Annotated in this window: 16 protein-coding genes; 9 read left to right on the forward strand and 7 right to left on the reverse strand. The window is 76.8% G+C overall.

Annotated features, from left to right (window positions below; translation table 11 throughout):
• Positions 1 to 333 precede the first annotated feature (333 nt).
• From WDV86_RS13695 to nrdR, 3 genes are all read left to right on the forward strand, one after another.
• A complete protein-coding gene (locus WDV86_RS13695; protein WP_339568189.1) occupies positions 334 to 879 on the forward strand; it encodes a LysM peptidoglycan-binding domain-containing protein in 546 nt (181 codons plus the stop codon).
• A 200-nt stretch (positions 880 to 1,079) separates the two neighbouring features.
• Entirely contained in the window at positions 1,080 to 2,579 is a 1,500-nt protein-coding gene (locus WDV86_RS13700; protein ID WP_339568190.1) for an NCS2 family permease, read from the forward strand.
• A 216-nt stretch (positions 2,580 to 2,795) separates the two neighbouring features.
• The gene (gene nrdR, locus WDV86_RS13705) at positions 2,796 to 3,278 is read left to right on the forward strand and encodes a transcriptional regulator NrdR (RefSeq protein WP_339568191.1); all 483 of its coding nucleotides are present in this window, start codon (positions 2,796 to 2,798) and stop codon (positions 3,276 to 3,278) included.
• Between the two features lie 20 nt (positions 3,279 to 3,298).
• Here the strand turns inward: nrdR and WDV86_RS13710 are convergent, their stop codons facing one another.
• The 3 genes from WDV86_RS13710 to WDV86_RS13720 are packed head-to-tail and all read right to left on the reverse strand — an operon-like array spanning position 3,299 to position 6,072.
• The gene (locus WDV86_RS13710) at positions 3,299 to 4,645 is read right to left on the reverse strand and encodes a saccharopine dehydrogenase NADP-binding domain-containing protein (RefSeq protein ID WP_339568192.1); all 1,347 of its coding nucleotides are present in this window, start codon (positions 4,643 to 4,645) and stop codon (positions 3,299 to 3,301) included.
• Complete coding sequence (locus WDV86_RS13715) at positions 4,642 to 4,974, reverse strand: hypothetical protein (RefSeq protein ID WP_339568193.1); 333 nt, start codon at positions 4,972 to 4,974, stop codon at positions 4,642 to 4,644. Before WDV86_RS13715 ends, WDV86_RS13710 begins: the two co-directional genes overlap by 4 nt.
• A gap of 57 nt (positions 4,975 to 5,031) precedes the next feature.
• Positions 5,032 to 6,072, reverse strand: a complete 1,041-nt coding sequence (locus tag WDV86_RS13720; RefSeq protein WP_339568194.1) for a hypothetical protein — start codon at positions 6,070 to 6,072, stop codon at positions 5,032 to 5,034.
• 311 nt (positions 6,073 to 6,383) lie between these two features.
• Between WDV86_RS13720 and WDV86_RS13725 the strand changes: the two genes are divergently transcribed.
• Entirely contained in the window at positions 6,384 to 6,680 is a 297-nt protein-coding gene (locus WDV86_RS13725) for a DUF1540 domain-containing protein (RefSeq protein WP_339568195.1), read from the forward strand.
• 105 nt (positions 6,681 to 6,785) lie between these two features.
• Here WDV86_RS13725 and WDV86_RS13730 read toward each other — a convergent pair whose 3' ends face one another.
• Entirely contained in the window at positions 6,786 to 7,217 is a 432-nt protein-coding gene (locus WDV86_RS13730; RefSeq protein WP_339568196.1) for an ATP-binding protein, read from the reverse strand.
• Between the two features lie 223 nt (positions 7,218 to 7,440).
• Here WDV86_RS13730 and WDV86_RS13735 point away from each other — a divergent pair, with 223 nt between their 5' ends.
• On the forward strand, positions 7,441 to 8,376 hold the full coding sequence (locus tag WDV86_RS13735; protein ID WP_445263092.1) for an NAD-dependent protein deacetylase: 936 nt from the start codon (positions 7,441 to 7,443) through the stop codon (positions 8,374 to 8,376).
• Here the strand turns inward: WDV86_RS13735 and WDV86_RS13740 are convergent.
• The 3 genes from WDV86_RS13740 to WDV86_RS13750 all read right to left on the reverse strand — a co-directional run bounded on the left by WDV86_RS13740 (position 8,373) and on the right by WDV86_RS13750 (position 10,527).
• Positions 8,373 to 8,906 carry a 2'-5' RNA ligase family protein gene (locus WDV86_RS13740; protein ID WP_339568198.1) on the reverse strand — a complete coding sequence of 178 codons (534 nt, stop codon included), beginning with the start codon at positions 8,904 to 8,906 and terminating at the stop codon, positions 8,373 to 8,375. The two genes, WDV86_RS13735 and WDV86_RS13740, sit on opposite strands and share 4 nt — an antisense overlap.
• 155 nt (positions 8,907 to 9,061) lie before the next feature.
• Positions 9,062 to 9,274: a hypervirulence associated TUDOR domain-containing protein gene (locus WDV86_RS13745; protein ID WP_339568199.1), complete on the reverse strand. Its 213-nt coding sequence runs from the start codon at positions 9,272 to 9,274 to the stop codon at positions 9,062 to 9,064.
• Between the two features lie 155 nt (positions 9,275 to 9,429).
• Positions 9,430 to 10,527, reverse strand: a complete 1,098-nt coding sequence (locus tag WDV86_RS13750) for an NAD(P)/FAD-dependent oxidoreductase (RefSeq protein ID WP_339568200.1) — start codon at positions 10,525 to 10,527, stop codon at positions 9,430 to 9,432.
• Positions 10,528 to 10,760: 233 nt separating this feature from the next.
• On the opposite strand from WDV86_RS13750, the gene WDV86_RS13755 reads away from it, so the two are divergent.
• The 4 genes from WDV86_RS13755 to WDV86_RS13770 are packed head-to-tail and all read left to right on the forward strand — an operon-like array spanning position 10,761 to position 17,690.
• A complete protein-coding gene (locus WDV86_RS13755) occupies positions 10,761 to 12,605 on the forward strand; it encodes an N-acetylglutaminylglutamine amidotransferase (protein ID WP_339568201.1) in 1,845 nt (614 codons plus the stop codon).
• Positions 12,606 to 12,610: 5 nt separating this feature from the next.
• Positions 12,611 to 14,917 carry a S9 family peptidase gene (locus tag WDV86_RS13760; RefSeq protein WP_339568202.1) on the forward strand — a complete coding sequence of 769 codons (2,307 nt, stop codon included), beginning with the start codon at positions 12,611 to 12,613 and terminating at the stop codon, positions 14,915 to 14,917.
• Positions 14,914 to 16,083, forward strand: a complete 1,170-nt coding sequence (locus WDV86_RS13765) for a carboxylate-amine ligase (RefSeq protein ID WP_339568203.1) — start codon at positions 14,914 to 14,916, stop codon at positions 16,081 to 16,083. The genes WDV86_RS13760 and WDV86_RS13765 overlap by 4 nt, the downstream gene beginning before the upstream one ends.
• Positions 16,080 to 17,690 carry a circularly permuted type 2 ATP-grasp protein gene (locus tag WDV86_RS13770; RefSeq protein ID WP_339568204.1) on the forward strand — a complete coding sequence of 537 codons (1,611 nt, stop codon included), beginning with the start codon at positions 16,080 to 16,082 and terminating at the stop codon, positions 17,688 to 17,690. The genes WDV86_RS13765 and WDV86_RS13770 overlap by 4 nt, the downstream gene beginning before the upstream one ends.

Genomic DNA, 17,690 nt, shown 5'->3' on the forward strand with positions numbered 1-17,690 from the left:
ACATCTGTTCGAGCGTGTCGCGGCTCTCCTGCGGGGCCGGGCGCGGTGCCGGTGGACGGTGCTGCCGGTGGTGACCGGTGGAGCCGCCCGGTGGTGCTGGCGCTGTCGGTGGTCGGTGGTGAGGTCCGGCTGGTGACGGCGGACGAGGTCAGAAGAGGCAGGCGCGGGGCTGGCCGCGGGGCCACCCCTGGACGGCCGCCGCCGTGGCTGGTACACATCGCACAGACGTTCTATCGAATGCGCGTTCGACGCGGAGCCTCGCGGACGGGCGCCCCGCCCTCGACCGTGCACGCCCGCCGGGTCTGAGCCCGGCGGCCTCGACCAGGAGGTCCCATGAGCACCATCGCCCTGCCGCTCGACACCTTCCCCGTCCCCCGCACCCGCCGCGGCGGCGCCGTGCCGCGCCGTCGCCTCGCCGTCGCCCTCGCGCCCCCTCCCGTGCCGGCGGGGCCGCCTGTGCTCGTGCCAGCGCCTGCACCTGTGCCGGGTACCAGCCCTGCGCCCGCCGTCCCGGGCGACGGGGTGGTGCCGAGGTGCGTGACGCCGCGCCCGGCCAGCGCTGAGGCTCCCCTGCGCCTGACGTCGCGAGGGCGTCTCGTCGCCGCGGCGGCCGTCCTGCTCCTCGTCACGGCGACGGCGCTCGGCGCGAGCCGGGGCGCGCAGCTCGCGGCCACGGTGCCGGCCTCGTCGGTGGCCGTCCCCGCGGCGGGCACCTCGGCCGGTGCCGTCGTCGTCGAGGCGGGGGACACCTTGTGGGCGATCGCAGCCGGGCTGGCCGCGCCGGGGGAGGACGTCCGGGACGTCGTCACGCAGCTCCAGACGCTCAACGGGCTGACCTCCAGCGACCTCGCCGTGGGGCAGCGCCTCCTCCTGCCCTGAGACCTTGCCCAGAGGTCCCACCCTGACGTCCTGCCCGCGCGTCTCACCCTGACGTCCTGCCGAGGAGCTCGCCTCGTCCGGGCGACGCGGCCCCCGCGCGGACGTGACCTCTGCCACCGTTGCGGCTGCCCGGCACCAGCACCGCACGAGCTGCCGCCGTGGACGCCGCCCGCGCGTCCCGGTGGCCCGCGGAGGTCCGCATGAGCAGCAGAGGCGCGAGCACGGCCACGGCGCCGTCGGACGAGCGGCCGCCCACGGGGCGGCTCGACCGCTACTTCGGCATCACCGAGCGGGGGTCGACGACGACGCGCGAGGTCCGCGGCGGTCTCGTCACCTTCGTGGCGATGGCCTACATCGTCGTCCTGAACCCGCTGATCATCGGCACGGTGCCCGACTCGACCGGGGCCTACCTCGGCGGTGGCGACGCCCCGGACCTGCCCGCGGTCGCGGCGGTGACCGCCCTGGTCGCGGGCGTCATGACGCTGCTCATGGGCGCCGTCGGCAAGTTCCCGCTCGGCGTGGCTGCAGGGCTGGGCCTCAACGCCTTCGTCGCCTACGGCGTCGCCAGCCTGCCGGGCATGACGTGGGCGGCGGCCATGGGGCTCGTGGTCGTCGAGGGTGCTGTCATCGTCGTCCTCGTTCTCACGGGCTTCCGCCGCGCGGTCCTGCGGGCCGTGCCCGGCCAGCTGAAGACGGCGATCAGCGTCGGCATCGGCCTGTTCCTGACCCTCATCGGCCTCGTCAACGCCGGCTTCGTCCGCCCGCCCGAGGGCGGTGGCACACCGCTGGAGCTCGGCGTCGGCGGCTCGGTCGTGGGCTGGCCGCTCCTGGTCTTCCTCACGGGCCTCTTCGTCACCGTCGCCCTGGTGGTGCGCGGCACCCGCGGGGCGCTCCTCATCGGGGTCGTGGTGGCCACGGCCCTCGCCCTGGTGCTGCAGGCGCTCTTCGACATCGGCCCGCAGGCGGGCGGCGACCAGCCGAACCCGACCGGGTTCAGCCTCTCGGTGCCGGCGCTGCCCGACGACTGGTTCTCCTTGCCCGACCTGGGCCTCGTCGGTGCCGTCAGCCTGCTCGGCGGCGTCGCCGCCGTCGGGGTCATCACGGCCGTGCTCGTCGTCTTCACGCTCGTGGTCGCGGACTTCTTCGACACGATGGGCACGATGGTCGCCGTCGGCTCCGAGGGCGACCTCCTGGACGAGGAGGGCAACCCCCTGGGCAGCCAGCGGATCCTGCTCGTGGACGGCCTCGCGGCGGTCGCGGGCGGGGGCGCCAGCGCCTCCAGCGCCACGAGCTTCGTCGAGTCGGCCGCCGGCGTCGGCGACGGCGCCCGTACCGGACTGGCGAGCGTGGTCACCGGTGCCGCGTTCCTGCTCGCGATGTTCTTCTCGCCGCTCGTCGCCCTCGTGCCCTACGAGGCGGCCAGCCCGGCGCTCGTCGTCGTCGGCTACCTCATGATGACGCAGGTCACCGGCATCAGCTGGGACGACCCGGGCATCGCCCTGCCGGCCTTCCTCACCATCGTCCTCATGCCCTTCAGCTACTCGATCACCGTGGGCATCGGGGCGGGCTTCCTCAGCTACGTCCTCGTCGCCGTGGTGCGCGGCCAGGCCCGCGGCATCCACCCGCTGCTCTGGGTCGTCGGGGCTGCCTTCCTCCTCTACTTCACCGTCGGTCCCGTGCAGGAGGTCCTCGCGCGCTGACCGGCGTCCTGCTCCTTGCGCGAGCCCGCGGACCGGCCTAGCGTCACCTCACCGCCGGGGGCGAGGCCGTCGTGGTGCCCGGTGCTTCATCGGCGCGGCACCTCGTCGACGCGACACCTCGTCGACGCGACAGGGCGTCGAGACGAGAGGGCGTCAGGCCGCGGGCGGACGCCCGGGGCGCCCGCAGGGCAGGCGCCGAGCCGAGAGGGGACGACCATGCACTGCCCCTTCTGCCGGCACCCCGACTCCCGCGTGGTGGACTCCCGCGCGACCGAGGACGGCGCCGCCATCCGGCGCCGCCGGCAGTGCCCCCGCTGCCAGCGCAGGTTCACGACGATGGAGGCCGCGAGCCTCACCGTCGTCAAGCGCTCGGGCACGACCGAGCCCTTCAGCCGGGAGAAGGTGCTGGCCGGCGTCCGCAAGGCCTGCCAGGGCCGGCCGGTCTCGGAGGACCAGCTGGCACTCCTCGCCCAGCAGGTCGAGGAGTCGATCCGCACCGCGGGGACCGCCGAGGTCGAGGCGCACGAGGTCGGCGTCGCCGTCCTGACCCCGCTGCGCGCGCTCGACGAGGTCGCCTACCTGCGGTTCGCCTCCGTCTACCAGGCCTTCGGCTCGCTCGAGGACTTCGAGGCCGCCATCACCCTGCTGCGCACCGAGCGGGACGCCGTCGACGGCGCCCACGCCGGCGACCCGCTCTGAGCAGGGCCGCCGCAGCATCCTCAGGCGTCCCGCAGGACGAGCCCTGCCGCCGCCAGCTCGGGCAGGCCGTCGAGCCCGACCGCCAGGGCCGGGGTGAGGTGACCGGTGCGGCGCGGCCCACCCCTCGGCCGGGCCAGCAGCAGGCCCACCTCGGCGACCATCCGTGCGGTGGCCCGGTAGCCCGGGTGACCCTCGCCGTCCAGGACAGCGCTCGCGCGGGCGCCGTCGGCCGTCAGCGCGTCGGCGCGCACGCTCCACGACCAGCCGTCGAGGACGTCGCCGTCCGGGCCGCTGCCCGAGCCGGGGAGCACGTGGGCGAGGGCCGCGGCGAGCGGCTCGCGCAGGCGCCGTGGCAGGTGTGCCGCGGTGAGCACGGCGCGCTGGAGCAGCCACGTGGCTGACGCCACGAGGAGGAGCGCCGGCACCGCGGGCGAGCGGGCCGGCCCGAGGTCGAGGCCCTCGGCGAGGGCGGCCGGGTGGTGCTCCTCGCCCCGCTCGGCCGCCAGCAGCGCCGCGGTGCGGTGCAGCACGGGCGGGTCGAGGAAGCCGGCGGGCACGAGCGGACCCAGCACGCGCCCGCCGACGACGCGCGGGCGCAGCCGCAGAGGGCTGGCGCGCCGCACCCGCCGCGCCGCGTTGCGGCGGGTGACGAGAGCCGCCGGGTCCGCGGCGGCCCGGGCGTCCGCGTCGGCGAGGACCCCGGCCAGGCTCTGGAGCGTGCCGCCGGACACGGCGTCGGACAGGCCGAGCCGCCGGCGCGGCGGCGTGGCCCGCGCCGTGACCGCGACGGCGACGACGGGGCCCGCGGCCCCCGGGCCGTCCCCCGAGCCCTCGCCCCGCCCCGGTCCGGACGCCCGCCGGCAGGCCACGAGCACGGCGAGGTCGGCGGGGAGGGCCTCGTAGCCGCTCACCTGGACGACCTGCACCCCGGCCGCACGGGCCGGCTCGTGCCAGCGCCGCACCGAGCGTGCCACCGCGGGGATCTCGCCGCTGAGGTCGACGTAGGAGGCGCCGCCGCGCACGCACGCCCCGATGACCGCGTCGGCCGTGCGGCCGTAGGGCCCGGCGAGGTTGAGCACGACCCGGGCCCGTCGGGCGGCGCGCTCCAGCGCCGGGGTGTCCGCGAGGTCGACGACGAGCGAGGGGACCGTCGGCGCGCCCAGGTCGGCCAGCAGCGACGCGAGCCGCGAGGGGTCGCGCCCGGCGACGCCCCAGCGGACGTCGTCCGCCCCCGTGGCCGAGGCCAGGGTGCCGGTGCGGCCTCCGGCGAGGTGCTCGGCGACCAGGCGGCCCGTGAGGCCGGTGGCGCCGAGGACGAGGACGTCGAGGTCGCGCTGCGCCGACGCCGCGGCCGGTCCCGGGCTCACAGCGGCCCGGCGGTGGTCCCGGGCAGGGGCGCCGGCGTGGCGACGACGCGGCCGACGGCCGCGACGCGCACCGGGACGCCGTCGACCTCGGCCGGGACCTCGGGCAGGTCCTCCTGGGTCACGACGCTGACGCGGACGGCGTAGGCGCTGCGCCAGCGCACCACGCCGACGCCGTTGACGCGCGGGTCGTCGGCCAGCGACGGCGCAAGACGGTCCTTGGCGGCCCGCGCCGCCTCGCGGCTGGGGCCCTGCGCAGGCGCGGGAGCGGGGCTGCCCCCCGGCGCGCGCCCCTCCTCCGGGGGTGGCAGCGTCCCGGGGCGTCGGCTCACCCCGCCAGTGTGCTCCTTGACGCGCCGCGTGGCACGGGCCGGCGCGCAGGCACCCGCTCAGCCGAGGAGCTCGACCTCCAGGGCGGCGAGGACGGCGTCCACCGGGTTGCAGAAGGTGAGCCCGGTGCCGCCGGGACCGCCGCGCTGGGAGCCGGCGAACAGCAGGCCGACGGCGCGGGCGGTGGCCGGGTCGTAGACCAGCGAGCCGCTGTCGCCGCCGGCGCTGAAGGCCCCGTCGAGGCCCGCGACCTCGACCTGGTCGTCGAAGGTGAGGACCCCGGCGGGGAAGGACACCGCCACGCCGTCCAGCTCGACGGCCGTGACGACCCCGCGGGTCAGCCCGGTCGTGCGTCCCACCTTCTCCACGACGAGCTCGTCGTCGGCCACGGCCGTGCCCGTGACCGCGCCGACGGGGTAGGTCGGGTCGACCTCGACGTCGTCCGCGAGAGCGGCCAGCGCGGCGTCGACGACGTTGGGCGTGGCGACCTGCAGGGGCACGACCGGCCCGAGAGCACCGACGACGTCCGCTGCCGTCCCGCCGTCCGCGGGCCCGGGCTGCAGCACGGGCGAGCCCTCGGCGGCGCGGTCGGAGTCGCCGAGCACGTGGTTGTTGGACAGGGCGTACGTGCGCCCGTCCGCCCGCCGGCGCACCAGGGCGCCGAGGGTCCCCGCCGTGACGGCCTCCTGCGCGACGGACAGCCCCGGCCGCAGCGGGCGCTCGCGCTGCTGCAGCACCGGCGCGGCCCAGCGGCCCGGCTCCTGCGGCGTCGCACGGCCGGACGGCGGGCCCGACGGCGCGGGGCGCTCCTCGCCGGGTGCCCCGACACGCTGCGGCGCGGCGGAGGACAGGGCCCGCACCTCACCGATGTCGAGCACGTCGGCGTCGTCCCCGGCGAGGTCGCGCGCCCGGGCGCCCACGTCCGCGCCGACGCCCCCGCTGTGGCGCACCGCCACCCCGTAGCGACCCTCGCCGAAGACCCGGACGCCGACGACGACCGCGCCGCCCGCCCCGACGGCGTCCTCGCGCGCGGCCGCGCGCAGGGGGCTCGACGTCGCCAGGAGCTCCCGCTTGAGCTCGCGTGCTGCCTGCCTGTCCATGGGACCTCCCCGGTGCGGCCGCGACCGGCGGGCCGCAGCACGGGGTCACGCCCGGTGCGCGACCTCCTCCGGGGAGTGTGCGGCAGACCACCGACAGCGGCGGCGCGCGCGGAGGAGCTGGTCCGCCCGCGCCCGCCCCACGGCCACCGACAATGGTGAGGCTCCCCTTTCCTGCCATTACCTCGGACGAGCCGGCCGTCCGTCCGACATTCAACGAAGGCTTGCCTTCGGTGCAATTCTTGAGAAAGAGCCCTACCGTCGTCCGCGACACCCCGGACGCCGCCCTCGGCGGCTCGACCCAAGGAGATCGCATGTCCCTGCTGGAGATGCCCCAGGTCAGCGAGTGCGCGGTCGACGGCTGCGCCTTTAACCACGACGGGTGCCACGCGCCCGCCATCACCGTCCGCAGCGAGCAGGGCACCGCCGGCTGCGGCACCTTCTTCGACATCAGCACCAAGGGGGGCCTGGACCGCGTCGTCGGTCAGGTCGGCGCCTGCGAGCGCACCGACTGCTCCTTCAACAAGGACCTCACCTGCTCGGCCGAGTCGGTGCGCGTCGGCCCGGGTCACGACGTCGTCGCCAACTGCCTCACCTACACGACCGGCTGAGGCAGCACACCCCCCGCGAGAGCCCCGGCGCACCGCGCCGGGGCTCTCGTGCGTCGTGGCGAGGGCGCGTCGTGGAGGGCGTGCGTCCCGCCCGGGACGTCGGTCTCAGGCCGGGTCGAGCGGCAGCTCGAACCACACGCCCTTGCCGCCGCGCACCATGCGGGTGCCCCAGCGAGAGCTGAGGGCCTCGACGAGGACGAGCCCGCGCCCACCGGGGGAGTCCAGGCGCGGGACGCGCACCGAGGGTGTGGCGCTCGAGCGGTCGGTGACCTCGACCCGGACGAGGTCGGACTCCAGCTCGACGCGGACGACGACCTCGCCCCGCGCGTGCAGGACGGCGTTGGTCGTCAGCTCGCTGGTGAGCAGCGCGGCGGTCTCGACGACGGACGCCGGCGCCGTCGGCGACAGCACCCGCGCGACGAGCGAGCGGGCCGCGGACGCCCCCCGTGGGTGCGCCTCGAGCCGGAGCTCGGCCGCCTGCCCGGGCACGAGAGCCGTCGCCGCCGTGCTGCCCGCCGAACCTCGCGCCTCGCTCACCGCTGCAGCCTAGGTGCCCCCGTCCCCGGGGTGGGCGAGCGCCCCCGCGTCGGGCGCACGAGGTCTCGGCGGGGTGGCCGTCGGGCCATCTGATGCCCAGCCCACAGGTGCCGCCGACAGGTGCCGCCCAGAGGCCCCGCCCACAGGTGCCGCCCGGAGGTGCCGCCCGGAGGTGCCGACGTACGGTGGCCCGGTGGTGCCGACCCCTCTGCCACCCGCGCGGCTGCTGGGCCGGCCCTCGCTGGGGGCCGTGGCGGACCGCGGGCGCCCGCGCGTGCCCGCGCTGACCGACGTGGAGGAGTGCGCGCAGCGCCTGGCCGAGCTCGTCGGCCCCGGTGGGGTCGCCGTCCTGTCCGGCGCCGGGTTGTCGACGGACTCCGGCATCCCCGACTACCGCGGGCCGCAGGGCTCGCTGCGCCGGCACACGCCGATGACCTACCAGGCGTTTACGGGGCAGAGCGAGGACGGGCCGTCGGCGCGTCGTCGCTACTGGGCGCGCAGCCACGTCGGGTGGCGGGTCATCGCGCGCTCGCGGCCCAACGACGGCCATCGTGCGGTCGCCGCGCTCGAGCGGGCCGGGCTGCTGCGGGGGACGATCACCCAGAACGTCGACGGGCTGCACCAGGCCGGCGGCGGGCGTGACGTCGTGGAGCTGCACGGCAGCCTGGACCGGGTCGTCTGCCTCGCCTGCCGCGACGTGTCGGCCCGCGAGCGCCTCGACGACCGGCTGCGGGCCGCCAACCCGGGGTTCGCCGTCGAGCCTCCCGCCGGCGAGGTGAACCCCGACGGCGACGTCGAGCTGCCCGAGACGGCGGTCGAGCGCTTCGTCGTCGTGGGCTGCGAGCGCTGCGGCGACGGGCCGCTCAAGCCGGACGTCGTCTTCTTCGGGGAGACGGTGCCGCGCCCCCGCGTCGAGGAGAGCTTCGCCCGGGTGGACGCCGCGCGTGCCCTGCTGGTGCTCGGGTCGTCCTTGACCGTGATGTCGGGCTACCGGTTCGTGCTCCGCGCCCGTCGCGCCGGGCTGCCCGTCGCGGTGCTGACGGCGGGGGAGACCCGCGCGGACGCGACGGCGACGCTGCGGCTGGACGCGCCCATCACGCCCGTCCTGGTGCGCACGCTGGCGCTCCTGGCGTCCGACCGGCCGGGAGCCGCAGGCTAGGCCTGCGGGTCCGCCCCGGCGACGAGGCGGGTCCTCCTCGCCTCGCCGTCGAAGCGCCGCAGTCCCACGACCTGCCCCGCGTCGGTCGCCTGTCCCCCCAGCACCGCGAGGGCCGCGGAGACCTGGTCGGCGGACAGCCCGCGCGCCAGGGTGACGTGCGGCGTCCAGGTGCCCGCCTCGACGAGCTCGTTGCGGCCCGGGCAGGCGGCGGTGACGACGAGGGCGCCGGCGTGCAGGTCAAGCAGCGCCGCGGACGGCACGACGAGCCGGGCCAGGACGTGCCGGCGACCGCCGAGGACCACGAGCGGCCCGAGCCGGGCCGCCACCGGCAGCGCCGCGGCGGCCGCGGCGAGCAGCGGGTCCAGCGAGGCCGGCATCTCCTCGGCGACGACGAGCGTCAGGTGGGGACGGTTCGTCGCCCCGGTGTGGCGGCCCTGGTTCGGCAGGTCCGCCTCCTCCAGACGGCGCCACTGCTCCAGCACCGCCTGCTCGCTCGCGCCGTCGAGGAGGAGCTCGGCCGTCTGCACCACGTGGCGATGGTGCCGGGTGACGGGCCGCGGCACCCGGTGGGGGTGCGGCGGCCCGTCGCCCGTCGTCCAGCGCCCGGTGGCGGGGCGTGGCCGCCTCGCCAGGTCACTCCCCGGGGTCACTCCCCGGGGTCACGTCCCGGGGCCACCCTGCGGGCTCACTCCGGGTCGAGCGACTTCTCCTTGTGGACGGCCTCCTTGCCGCTCTTGTCGCTCTCGACGAGGTACTGCGGGTCGTCCTTGCTCGCCCGCACGGTGCGCCCCGCCTCCTCGGTGTCCTTCGTGATCTTCTTCTCCACCGTCCCGTGCACGGTGCTCCCGTGCGAGGACCAGGTGACGTCGTCGCCCTTGTCGAAGTCCTTGTCGGCCATGTCGTCCTCCTCCTCCGCCGCGACGTCGTCGCGGGCTCCAGCCGGTGCAGCTCGGCGCGTGCGGTGCGCCGGGTGAGCGGGGTCAGGGCTCGGTCGGTCCCGCCGACGGCGGCGGGCCGGGTCTTGGGGTGGCTGTCGCGGGCGTCCCGCGACGGTCAGGCGCTGCGCGCGCCCACGCCGGGACCTGCGTCGGCGAGGCGGGCGGCCAACCGCACCCCCGCCTGCGTCCCCGAGAGCCAGGCCTGCTCGACGCCGGGGCGGGGCCCCCACCCGTCACCGCAGACGGCGACGTCGTCCGCCACGAGGCAGGTCTCCTCGCGACCGCCGTCGGGGCGGGCGAAGGTCCACCGCTGGGCCCCCGTCTCGACCGGCTCGGGCGCCGAGCCGTCACCGAGCAGGTCGCCCAGCTCGGCGAGGACGGGGCGCACGGCCGCGTCCGGGTCACCGAGGTGGTCGCGCGCGAGCTGAGCCGTCGAGTGCGCCACGAGCACCGGCGCGCCGTCACCGCGGCGCCGGCCGTCGTCGGCGACGAAGTCCACGGCGGGCGAGCCGGCGACGAAGGCGCCGTCCATCGCCGGCCACCACGGGTGCTCCCAGCGCGCCCAGACGGTGACGACGGGCGTCCAGGACCGCGGGCGCAGCGTCGCGGCGAGGTCCTGCAGCCCCGGGCCGAGCAGCCGGACCGCCTGGGGCTCGGGCATCGCCAGCACGACGCCGTCGACGGCCTCGCCGTCGACGGCGAGCTGCCCCCCGGTGCGCGTGAGCGACCGCACGTCCTGGCGGCGCACCGGCACCCCGCGCCCGTCGAGACCCGCGGCGAGGTCGTCCGTCAGCGAGCGCAGCCCGCCAGGCGCCGCCCACCGGGTCGGGCCGCTCCTGGGCTCGGAGGTCACCCGGCCGTCGTCGCCCCGGTGGACGGCGAGGAAGGTGTCGGCCCAGGGCCTCGCCAGGCCCCGGTCCTGCCAGGAGGCGGCGAGCGCGGCGAAGGAGGTCGCGCGGGGGACGAAGTAGGACGCGCCGACGTCGACGACCCGCTCGCCCGGCGTGCCCCGGCCCGACCGGCGCAGCCCGAGCCGGCCACCGGGGGAGCGTCCTCGGTCCAGCACGACGACGTCGGCGCCGCCGTCGCGCAGGGAGGCCGCGCTGGCCAGGCCGGCGACGCCGCCGCCGACGACGACGACCCGGCGCGCCGTGCGGCTCCCCGGCTGGGTGCTCCCCGGCTGGGTGCTCGCGGGCCCGGTGCTCGTGCTCACCCGCCCGACGCTAGGCGGGCCCGGCGACGACCGCTCGGTGGGGGGGCGCTCGGTGGGGGGCGCTCGGTGGGGGTCGGAGGGCCGCCGGCCGGCAGGTGCCGGGTGAACGGCAGGTGGACTCGCGCCAGACACCCGGTGGTAACACCGGCGCAACGCCGGCCCACCAGCGTGCACCACACTCGTCCGGCCGCGTGTCCGGCCCGGACGCCAGCGCCCCGAGCGGAGGACGGTCCATGTGCGGCATCGCAGGTGAGGTGCGGACCGACGGCGGCGCGCCCGACGTCGCCGCGGTCGAGGCCATCGGCACGGCCCAGCAGCGGCGCGGCCCCGACGCCGCGGGGAGCTGGACGCGCGGGTCGGTCGCGCTCGCCCACCGGCGGCTGAAGATCATCGACCTGTCCGACGCCGGCGCCCAGCCGATGGTCGACGACGAGCTGGGCCTGGCCGTCGTCTTCAACGGCTGCATCTACAACCACCACGAGCTGCGGGCCGAGCTGGAGGGGCACGGGTACCGCTTCCGGTCGATCTCCGACACCGAGGTCGTCCTCAAGGCCTTCCACCGGTGGGGCTGGCGGTGCGTCGAGCGCTTCGTCGGCATGTTCGCCTTCGCCCTCGTCGACGCCGGCGGCGGCCTGGTGCTGGCCCGCGACCGGCTCGGCATCAAGCCGCTCTACCTCGCCGAGACCCCCGGTCGGCTGCGTTTCGCCTCGTCGCTGCCCGGGCTGCTCGCGGGCGGCGACGTCGACACGAGCATCGACCCGGTGGCCCTGCATCACTACATGAGCTTCCACGGCGTCGTCCCGGCCCCGCGCACCCTGCTCAACGGGGTGCGCAAGCTCCCCCCGGCGACCGTCCGCGAGGTCACCCCCGGCGGCCGCACGACCGACCACACGTACTGGGCACCGGTGCACGAGCGCGACCCCGGGCGGGCCGCCATGAGCGACGGCGACTGGCAGGAGGCGGTGCTGGAGTCGCTGCGGACGGCGGTGCGGCGGCGCACCGTCTCCGACGTGCCCGTCGGCGTCCTGCTGTCCGGCGGCATCGACTCCAGCCTCGTCGTCGGCCTGCTCGCCGAGCTCGGCGTGCCCGACCTCAAGACCTTCAGCGTCGGCTTCGAGGACGTCGGCGGCCGCTCCGGCAACGAGTTCGTCTACTCCGACCTCGTGGCGCAGCGGTACAGCACCGACCACCACCGGATCCTCGTGCCGACGGACGAGGTGCTCGCGGCGCTGCCGGGGACGGTCGAGGCGATGTCCGAGCCGATGACGAGCCACGACTGCGTGGCGTTCTACCTGCTGGGCCAGCACGTGAGCCAGCACGTCAAGGTGGTCCAATCGGGCCAGGGCGCCGACGAGATCCTCGCGGGGTACGACTGGTACCCGCCGCTGGCCGACGTCGCGCCCGCCGACGCCGCCGGGGTCTACCGCGGGGTCTTCGTCGACCGCCCGCACGAGGCCCTCGGCGCCATGCTCGGCGAGCGATGGGGCCTGGCCGACGACGTCAGCCGCGCCCTCGTCGAGGCGCACATGGGCGCCCCCGGCGCCGACACCGCGCTGGACCGCGCCCTGCGGCTGGACTCGACGATCATGCTGGTCGACGACCCCGTCAAGCGGGTCGACACCATGACGATGGCCTGGGGCCTGGAGGCGCGCGTGCCCTTCCTCGACCACGACCTCGTCGAGCTGGTCGCGGCCTGCCCGCCGCACCTGAAGCTCGCCGGGGGTGGCAAGGGCGTCCTCAAGGAGGCCTCTCGGGCGGTGCTGCCCCGGGAGGTCGTGGACCGCGAGAAGGGCTCGTTCCCCGTGCCGGCGATCATCCACCTGGAGGGGGAGTACCTGGAGCGGGTGCGCGACGCGCTCAGCGCTCCCGTCGCCCGCTCGCGGGGTCTCTTCCGGCCCGAGCGGGTCGAGGCGCTCCTCGCCGAGCCGAACAAGGCTCGCACGACGCTCGGCAGCAACCAGCTCTGGCAGGTCGGGGTCCTCGAGATGTGGCTGCAGGCCCACGGCGTCGGTGACGGCGCCGGCGAGGCCCTCGCCACCCTCCAGGACGCGGGCGCCCGCACGGCGGGTGCCGCGTGAGTCCCGTGCCGACCACCGTCGCGGACGCGCTCGACGGTGCCTCGACCGGCGGGGGCACCGGCACCGGCCGCGGCCTGCCGCAGGAGCTGCCCACCGAGCTGCTGGGGCTGCTGGACCGCATCGCCGGCGCGCACGGGGCCTGGGGGCCCGCCCTGCACCCCTCGGGCCGCAAGATCGCCTACGTCACCGACCGCACGGGTCTGCCGCGCCTGGAGGTCGTCGAGGTCGACGGACTCGCCGCCGGCGGCGTCCCCGACGCTCCCGCGGGCGTCACCACCGCAGTGCCCCAGCAGGTCTCGTTGCCCGACCAGGAGGTCGTCTCGGCGTCGTGGTCGCCGGACGGGCAGCACCTGCTCTACCTCGTGGCTCCTGATGGGCTGATCCGCGCCGAGCTGCACGCCGTGGGCGCCGACGGCCGCGGGCACCGGCTCGTCGCCGGCGGCGGCGGGATGGAGACGGTCGTCGCGGGGGCGTGGACGGCGGACGGGCGCTACGTCTGCACGGTGGCCGACGGCGTCGGCCCGGACGCCGCCGTCGTCGTCGTCACCCCCGGCGACGACGGGCGCGCCGACGACGTCCGCGAGCTCGCGCCGGCGGACTACCAGGTGGTCACCTCCGCCGACGCGGCGACGGGGCGGGCCGTCGTGCGGCGCGGACGGCGCGGGCACCGCGCCCTGTGGCTCGTCGACCTCGCCGAGGGCGGCCAGGGCCACCGGCTGCTGCAGAGCGCCGTCGCGCTCGCCGAGGACCGCGGCGAGGACGGCCGCGTCGACGGCGACGGCACCGGCGTGACCCTGCGCACCGACGCCCTGCCGGTAACCGGGGGGCGGGTGGCGCTCGTGCGCGTGCCCCTCGACGAGGACGGCGTCCCCGGGCTGCCCGTCGTCCTGCTGGCCCGCGAGGACGCCGACCTCGAGGCGGCGCTCCCGCTGCCGGGCGGGGCGCACCTGTGCCGGTGGAACGTGCGCGGCCGTTCGGAGGTGGAGGTCCGCCACCTCGCCTCGACCGAGGTCGCCGAGTACGGCTGGGAGGGCGACGGCGCCCCCGGCAGCGCCCCCGCCGGCAGCTCTGCCGGTTCCTCCGCCCCCACCGCCGGGCGCGTGGGCGGTCTCGGGGAGGCCGAGCCCGTCGACGTCGAGCCGGCGTTGGCCGCGGCCGGACCCGCGCCCGACCTCGCGGCGGGACCGCCCGCGGAGGTGCTCGTCGGCTCCTGGGAGGGCGCCGCGACCCCGCCCGCCCCCCGCCGCCCCGTCGCGCGCGTCGCCTCCCCGGCGGCCCGCCACCTCGCCGCAGACCTCACGCCCGAGGCGGTGGTGCAGCGCCTCCCGCTGCCGCCCGGGGCGCAGGTCGTGATGGCGTGGGCCCTCACGCCCGACGGCTCCGGCGTCGTCCTGGAGGCGAGCGGCCCGGCGCTGCCACGGTCGCTGTGGTGGATGGCGCTGCCGGGCGGCGGCGTCGAGGAGGCGGGTGTCCCGCAGCTGCTCGGCTGCACGCCGCCGCACGAGCTGCCGGTGGACCTCGTCGTCCCCGAGCTGCAGCGGTACACGGCACCCGACGGGGTCGAGCTGGAGGGCTGGGCCTACCGGCCGGTCGGCACGAGCGGCCCGGTGCCGACGGTCCTGTTCCTGCACGGCGGCCCCGAGGCGCAGGAGCGCCCCCTCCTGTCCCGGCTCGCGCAGTGCCTGCTCGCCGCCGGGGTCGGCGTCTTCGCGCCCAACATCCGCGGCTCCGACGGCTACGGGGCGCACTTCCGGGGCCTGGACGACCTCGGCGCACGCTGGTCGTCGATGACCGACGTCATCACGACCGTCGAGCACGTCCTCGCCAGCGGCCTGGCCGCTCCGGGGCTCGTCGGCGTGCACGGCTGGTCCTACGGCGGCTACCTCACGCTCGCGTCGCTGTGCCGGTGGCCCGACGTCTTCGCCGCAGGCAGCTCGCTGGCGGGGATGAGCTCGCTCATGACCTTCTTCGCCAAGACCGAGAGCTGGATGGCCGCGGCCTCGACGACCGAGTACGGCGACCCGGCGACCGACGCCGTCCTGCTGGAGGAGATCTCGCCCATGACGCACCTGGACCGGATCGCCTGCCCCGTGCTGCTCTCGCACGGCGACCGCGACACCAACGTGCCCCTCGGGGAGTCGGTGCAGGCCCACGACGCGCTGACGGCCCTCGGGCGGCCCTGCGAGCTCGTCGTCCTGCCGGGGGAGGGCCACTCCGTCGTCGGGACCGCCGGCATCCTGCAGTTCGCACGCGCCCTCACGGGCTTCTACGTTCGCCACCTGCAGCCCGGGGTCGAGAGGAGCGCGGCATGAGCGAGCAGCAGGTGACGGCGAGCACCGCGCCGACGCTGGCGCCCCCGGCGAGCGTCGGGGAGGCCTGCCACATCGGCGTCGAGGAGGAGTTCCACGTCGTCGACGTCCGCAGCGGCCAGCTGTGCGACCGCGCCGGCGACATCCTCGAGCGGCTGGGCGAGAGCCCGACGTACAAGGCCGAGCTGCTGCGCTCCTCCCTGGAGACCAACTCCGCCGTGCACCGCACGCTGGAGCAGCTGCGGCGAGACCTCGTGGCCGCCCGTGCCGCGGTCAACGCCGAGGCGGCGCACGGCGGCTGGGCGCTGGTCGCCGCGGGGACGACGCCGCTGGCCGACCCCGCCGAGGTCGGCGTCGTCGCCCACCCGCGCAACGACCGGATGCGCGACGAGTTCAAGGTGCTCGTCGACGAGCAGATGATCTGCGGGCTCCAGGTGCAGGTCGACTGCCTCGACCGGTCGGCCGCCGTCGCCGTGCTCGGTCGGCTGCGGCCGTGGCTGCCCGTGCTCATGGCCCTGTCGGCCAGCTCGCCCTACTGGTGCGGGCGCGACACCGGCTACGCCAGCTTCCGCAGCCAGCTGTGGCGTCGCTGGCCCACGTCGGGTCCGCCGCCGGTGATGGACTCGGAGGAGGAATACGACGAGCTCGTCGCCGCCCTCGTCGCGTCGGGGACGATGGCCGACCGCGGGATGCTCTACTTCGACGTCCGTCCGCAGCACAACTACCCGACGCTGGAGGTCCGCCTCTGCGACTCGGCGCCGCTCGTCGACGACGTGCTGCTCGTCACGGCCCTCAGCCGGGCGCTGGTGCGCCGCAGCCTGGCCGAGCACGAGGCGGGCGTGCCCACCGTGCGGCCCTACACCCCCCGCGAGGTCGTCGACGCCGCCCGCTGGCGCGCCGCCCGGTCAGGGCTGGAGGGCGACCTGCTGCACCCCACGGCCTGGGACCCGCGCCCGGCCCGGGACGTCGTCGGCGTGCTGGTCGACCTGGTCCGCGACGAGCTGGACGCCGAGGGCGACCTCGCCCTCACCGAGCACCTCGTCGACGAGGCCTTCGCCCGCGGCAGCAGCGCCGCCCGCCAGCGTGCCGCCTTCGAGCGGCGCGGCTCGCTGCGCGACGTCGTGGACGTCCTGGTCGAGGAGACGCAGAGAGAAGGGACGCCGTCATGACGCTCCTCGAGGAGTACCGCCGCGCCGCCTCCGGACGGCCGACGCCCTACGTGGACGAGGCGGTCACCGGGGGCGGCGCTGACGGCGACCTCGGGTGGCGAGCGCCCTACGCCGACCTCGCGCGGGTCTGGGGGTGCCCCGAGGACCTGCTGGGCACGGCCGCGCGCGTCCACGGCACCCGGATCCAGGACGGCGTCGCCTTCACCGTCCGGGTCGACGGCCACCTCGTCGAGCAGCCCTTCCCCCTCGACGTCGTGCCGCGGGTGCTGACCGGGGAGGACTGGACGTGCATCGGCGAGGGCGTCGCGCAGCGGACGCGGGCGCTGGAGGCCTTCATCAGCGACGTCTACGGGGGTGGTCCGGGTCACGTCTCGAGCGCGCAGGCCGAGGGCGTGGTGCCTGACTGGCTCGTGCGCGACAGCCCCGGGTACCGGGAGGACGCCGTCGGCTGGGCCGCCCCTGGCGCGACCCGGGTCACCGTCAGCGGGATGGACCTGCTGAAGGACGGCGACGGTCCGTGGCGGGTGCTGGAGGACAACCTGCGCATCCCCTCGGGCCAGGGCTACGCCATCGCCAACCGCGCCGGGCTCGCCGCCGCCGAGCCGGGGCTGCTGAGCGGTGCGCCGGACCTGCTGGACCCGACCGGCGCACCGGCCCTCCTGCGGGCGGCGCTGGAGGCGCTCGCCCCGCGCCGGTGCCCCCGGCCGGAGCCCTCCGTCGTCCTGCTGACCGACGGGCCCACCAACACCGCCTGGTTCGAGCACCGGCTGCTGGCCGCGGCGATGGACGCACCCGTCGTGACGCCGGCCGACCTCGCCGCCGACGGCGACGGGCTGATGGCTCGCACGCCCTTCGGCCGGGTGCCGGTCGACGTCGTCTACCGGCGGCTGAGCGAGGACGAGATGGTCGAGCCCACGGCCGACGGGACCCCGGTGGGCGACCTGCTCCGGCGGGCCGTGGCCGCCGGCCGGGTGGCCGTCGCCAACGCACCGGGCAACGGCGTCGGCGACGACAAGGCGACGTACGCCTACGTGCCAGCCCTCGTGCGCCACTACCTCGGCGAGACGCCGCTCCTGCACGACGTGCCGACGTGGGTCCTGGCCGACCCCGAGATGTACGCCGAGGTGCGGCACCGACTCGGGGAGCTGGTGGTCAAGCCGGTCGACGGGTACGGCGGCGTCGGCGTCGTCTTCGGGCCCGAGCTGGACGAGCGCGGCCTCGCCGACCTGGAGGCGGAGGTGGCGGCGGCGCCGCACCGCTTCGTCGCCCAGCAGCCCGTCAGCTTCACGACCCACCCCACGCTCGTCGACGAGCAGCTGCGCGCGCGGCACGTCGACCTGCGCGTGTTCGCCATCTCCGGGCCAGGGGTCGGTGCGGTCGCCTCACCGGCTCCGCTCACGCGGGTGGCGCTGCGGGAGGGAAGCCGCATCGTCAACAGCTCGGCGGGTGGTGGCTCGAAGGACACCTGGGTGCTCACCGGCGCCCCGACGGCCGCCCCCGTCGGCACCGACGGGCGCGGCCAGCCGGCGCGGGAGGCCGTCGCCGGGGTCCGCGACGTCTCGGTCCCCGAGGGGGCCGAGACGCCGCTGCCCTCCCCGAGCGGGTAG

This window comes from Pseudokineococcus sp. 1T1Z-3, assembly GCF_037482365.1.
Classification (GTDB): domain Bacteria; phylum Actinomycetota; class Actinomycetes; order Actinomycetales; family Quadrisphaeraceae; genus Pseudokineococcus.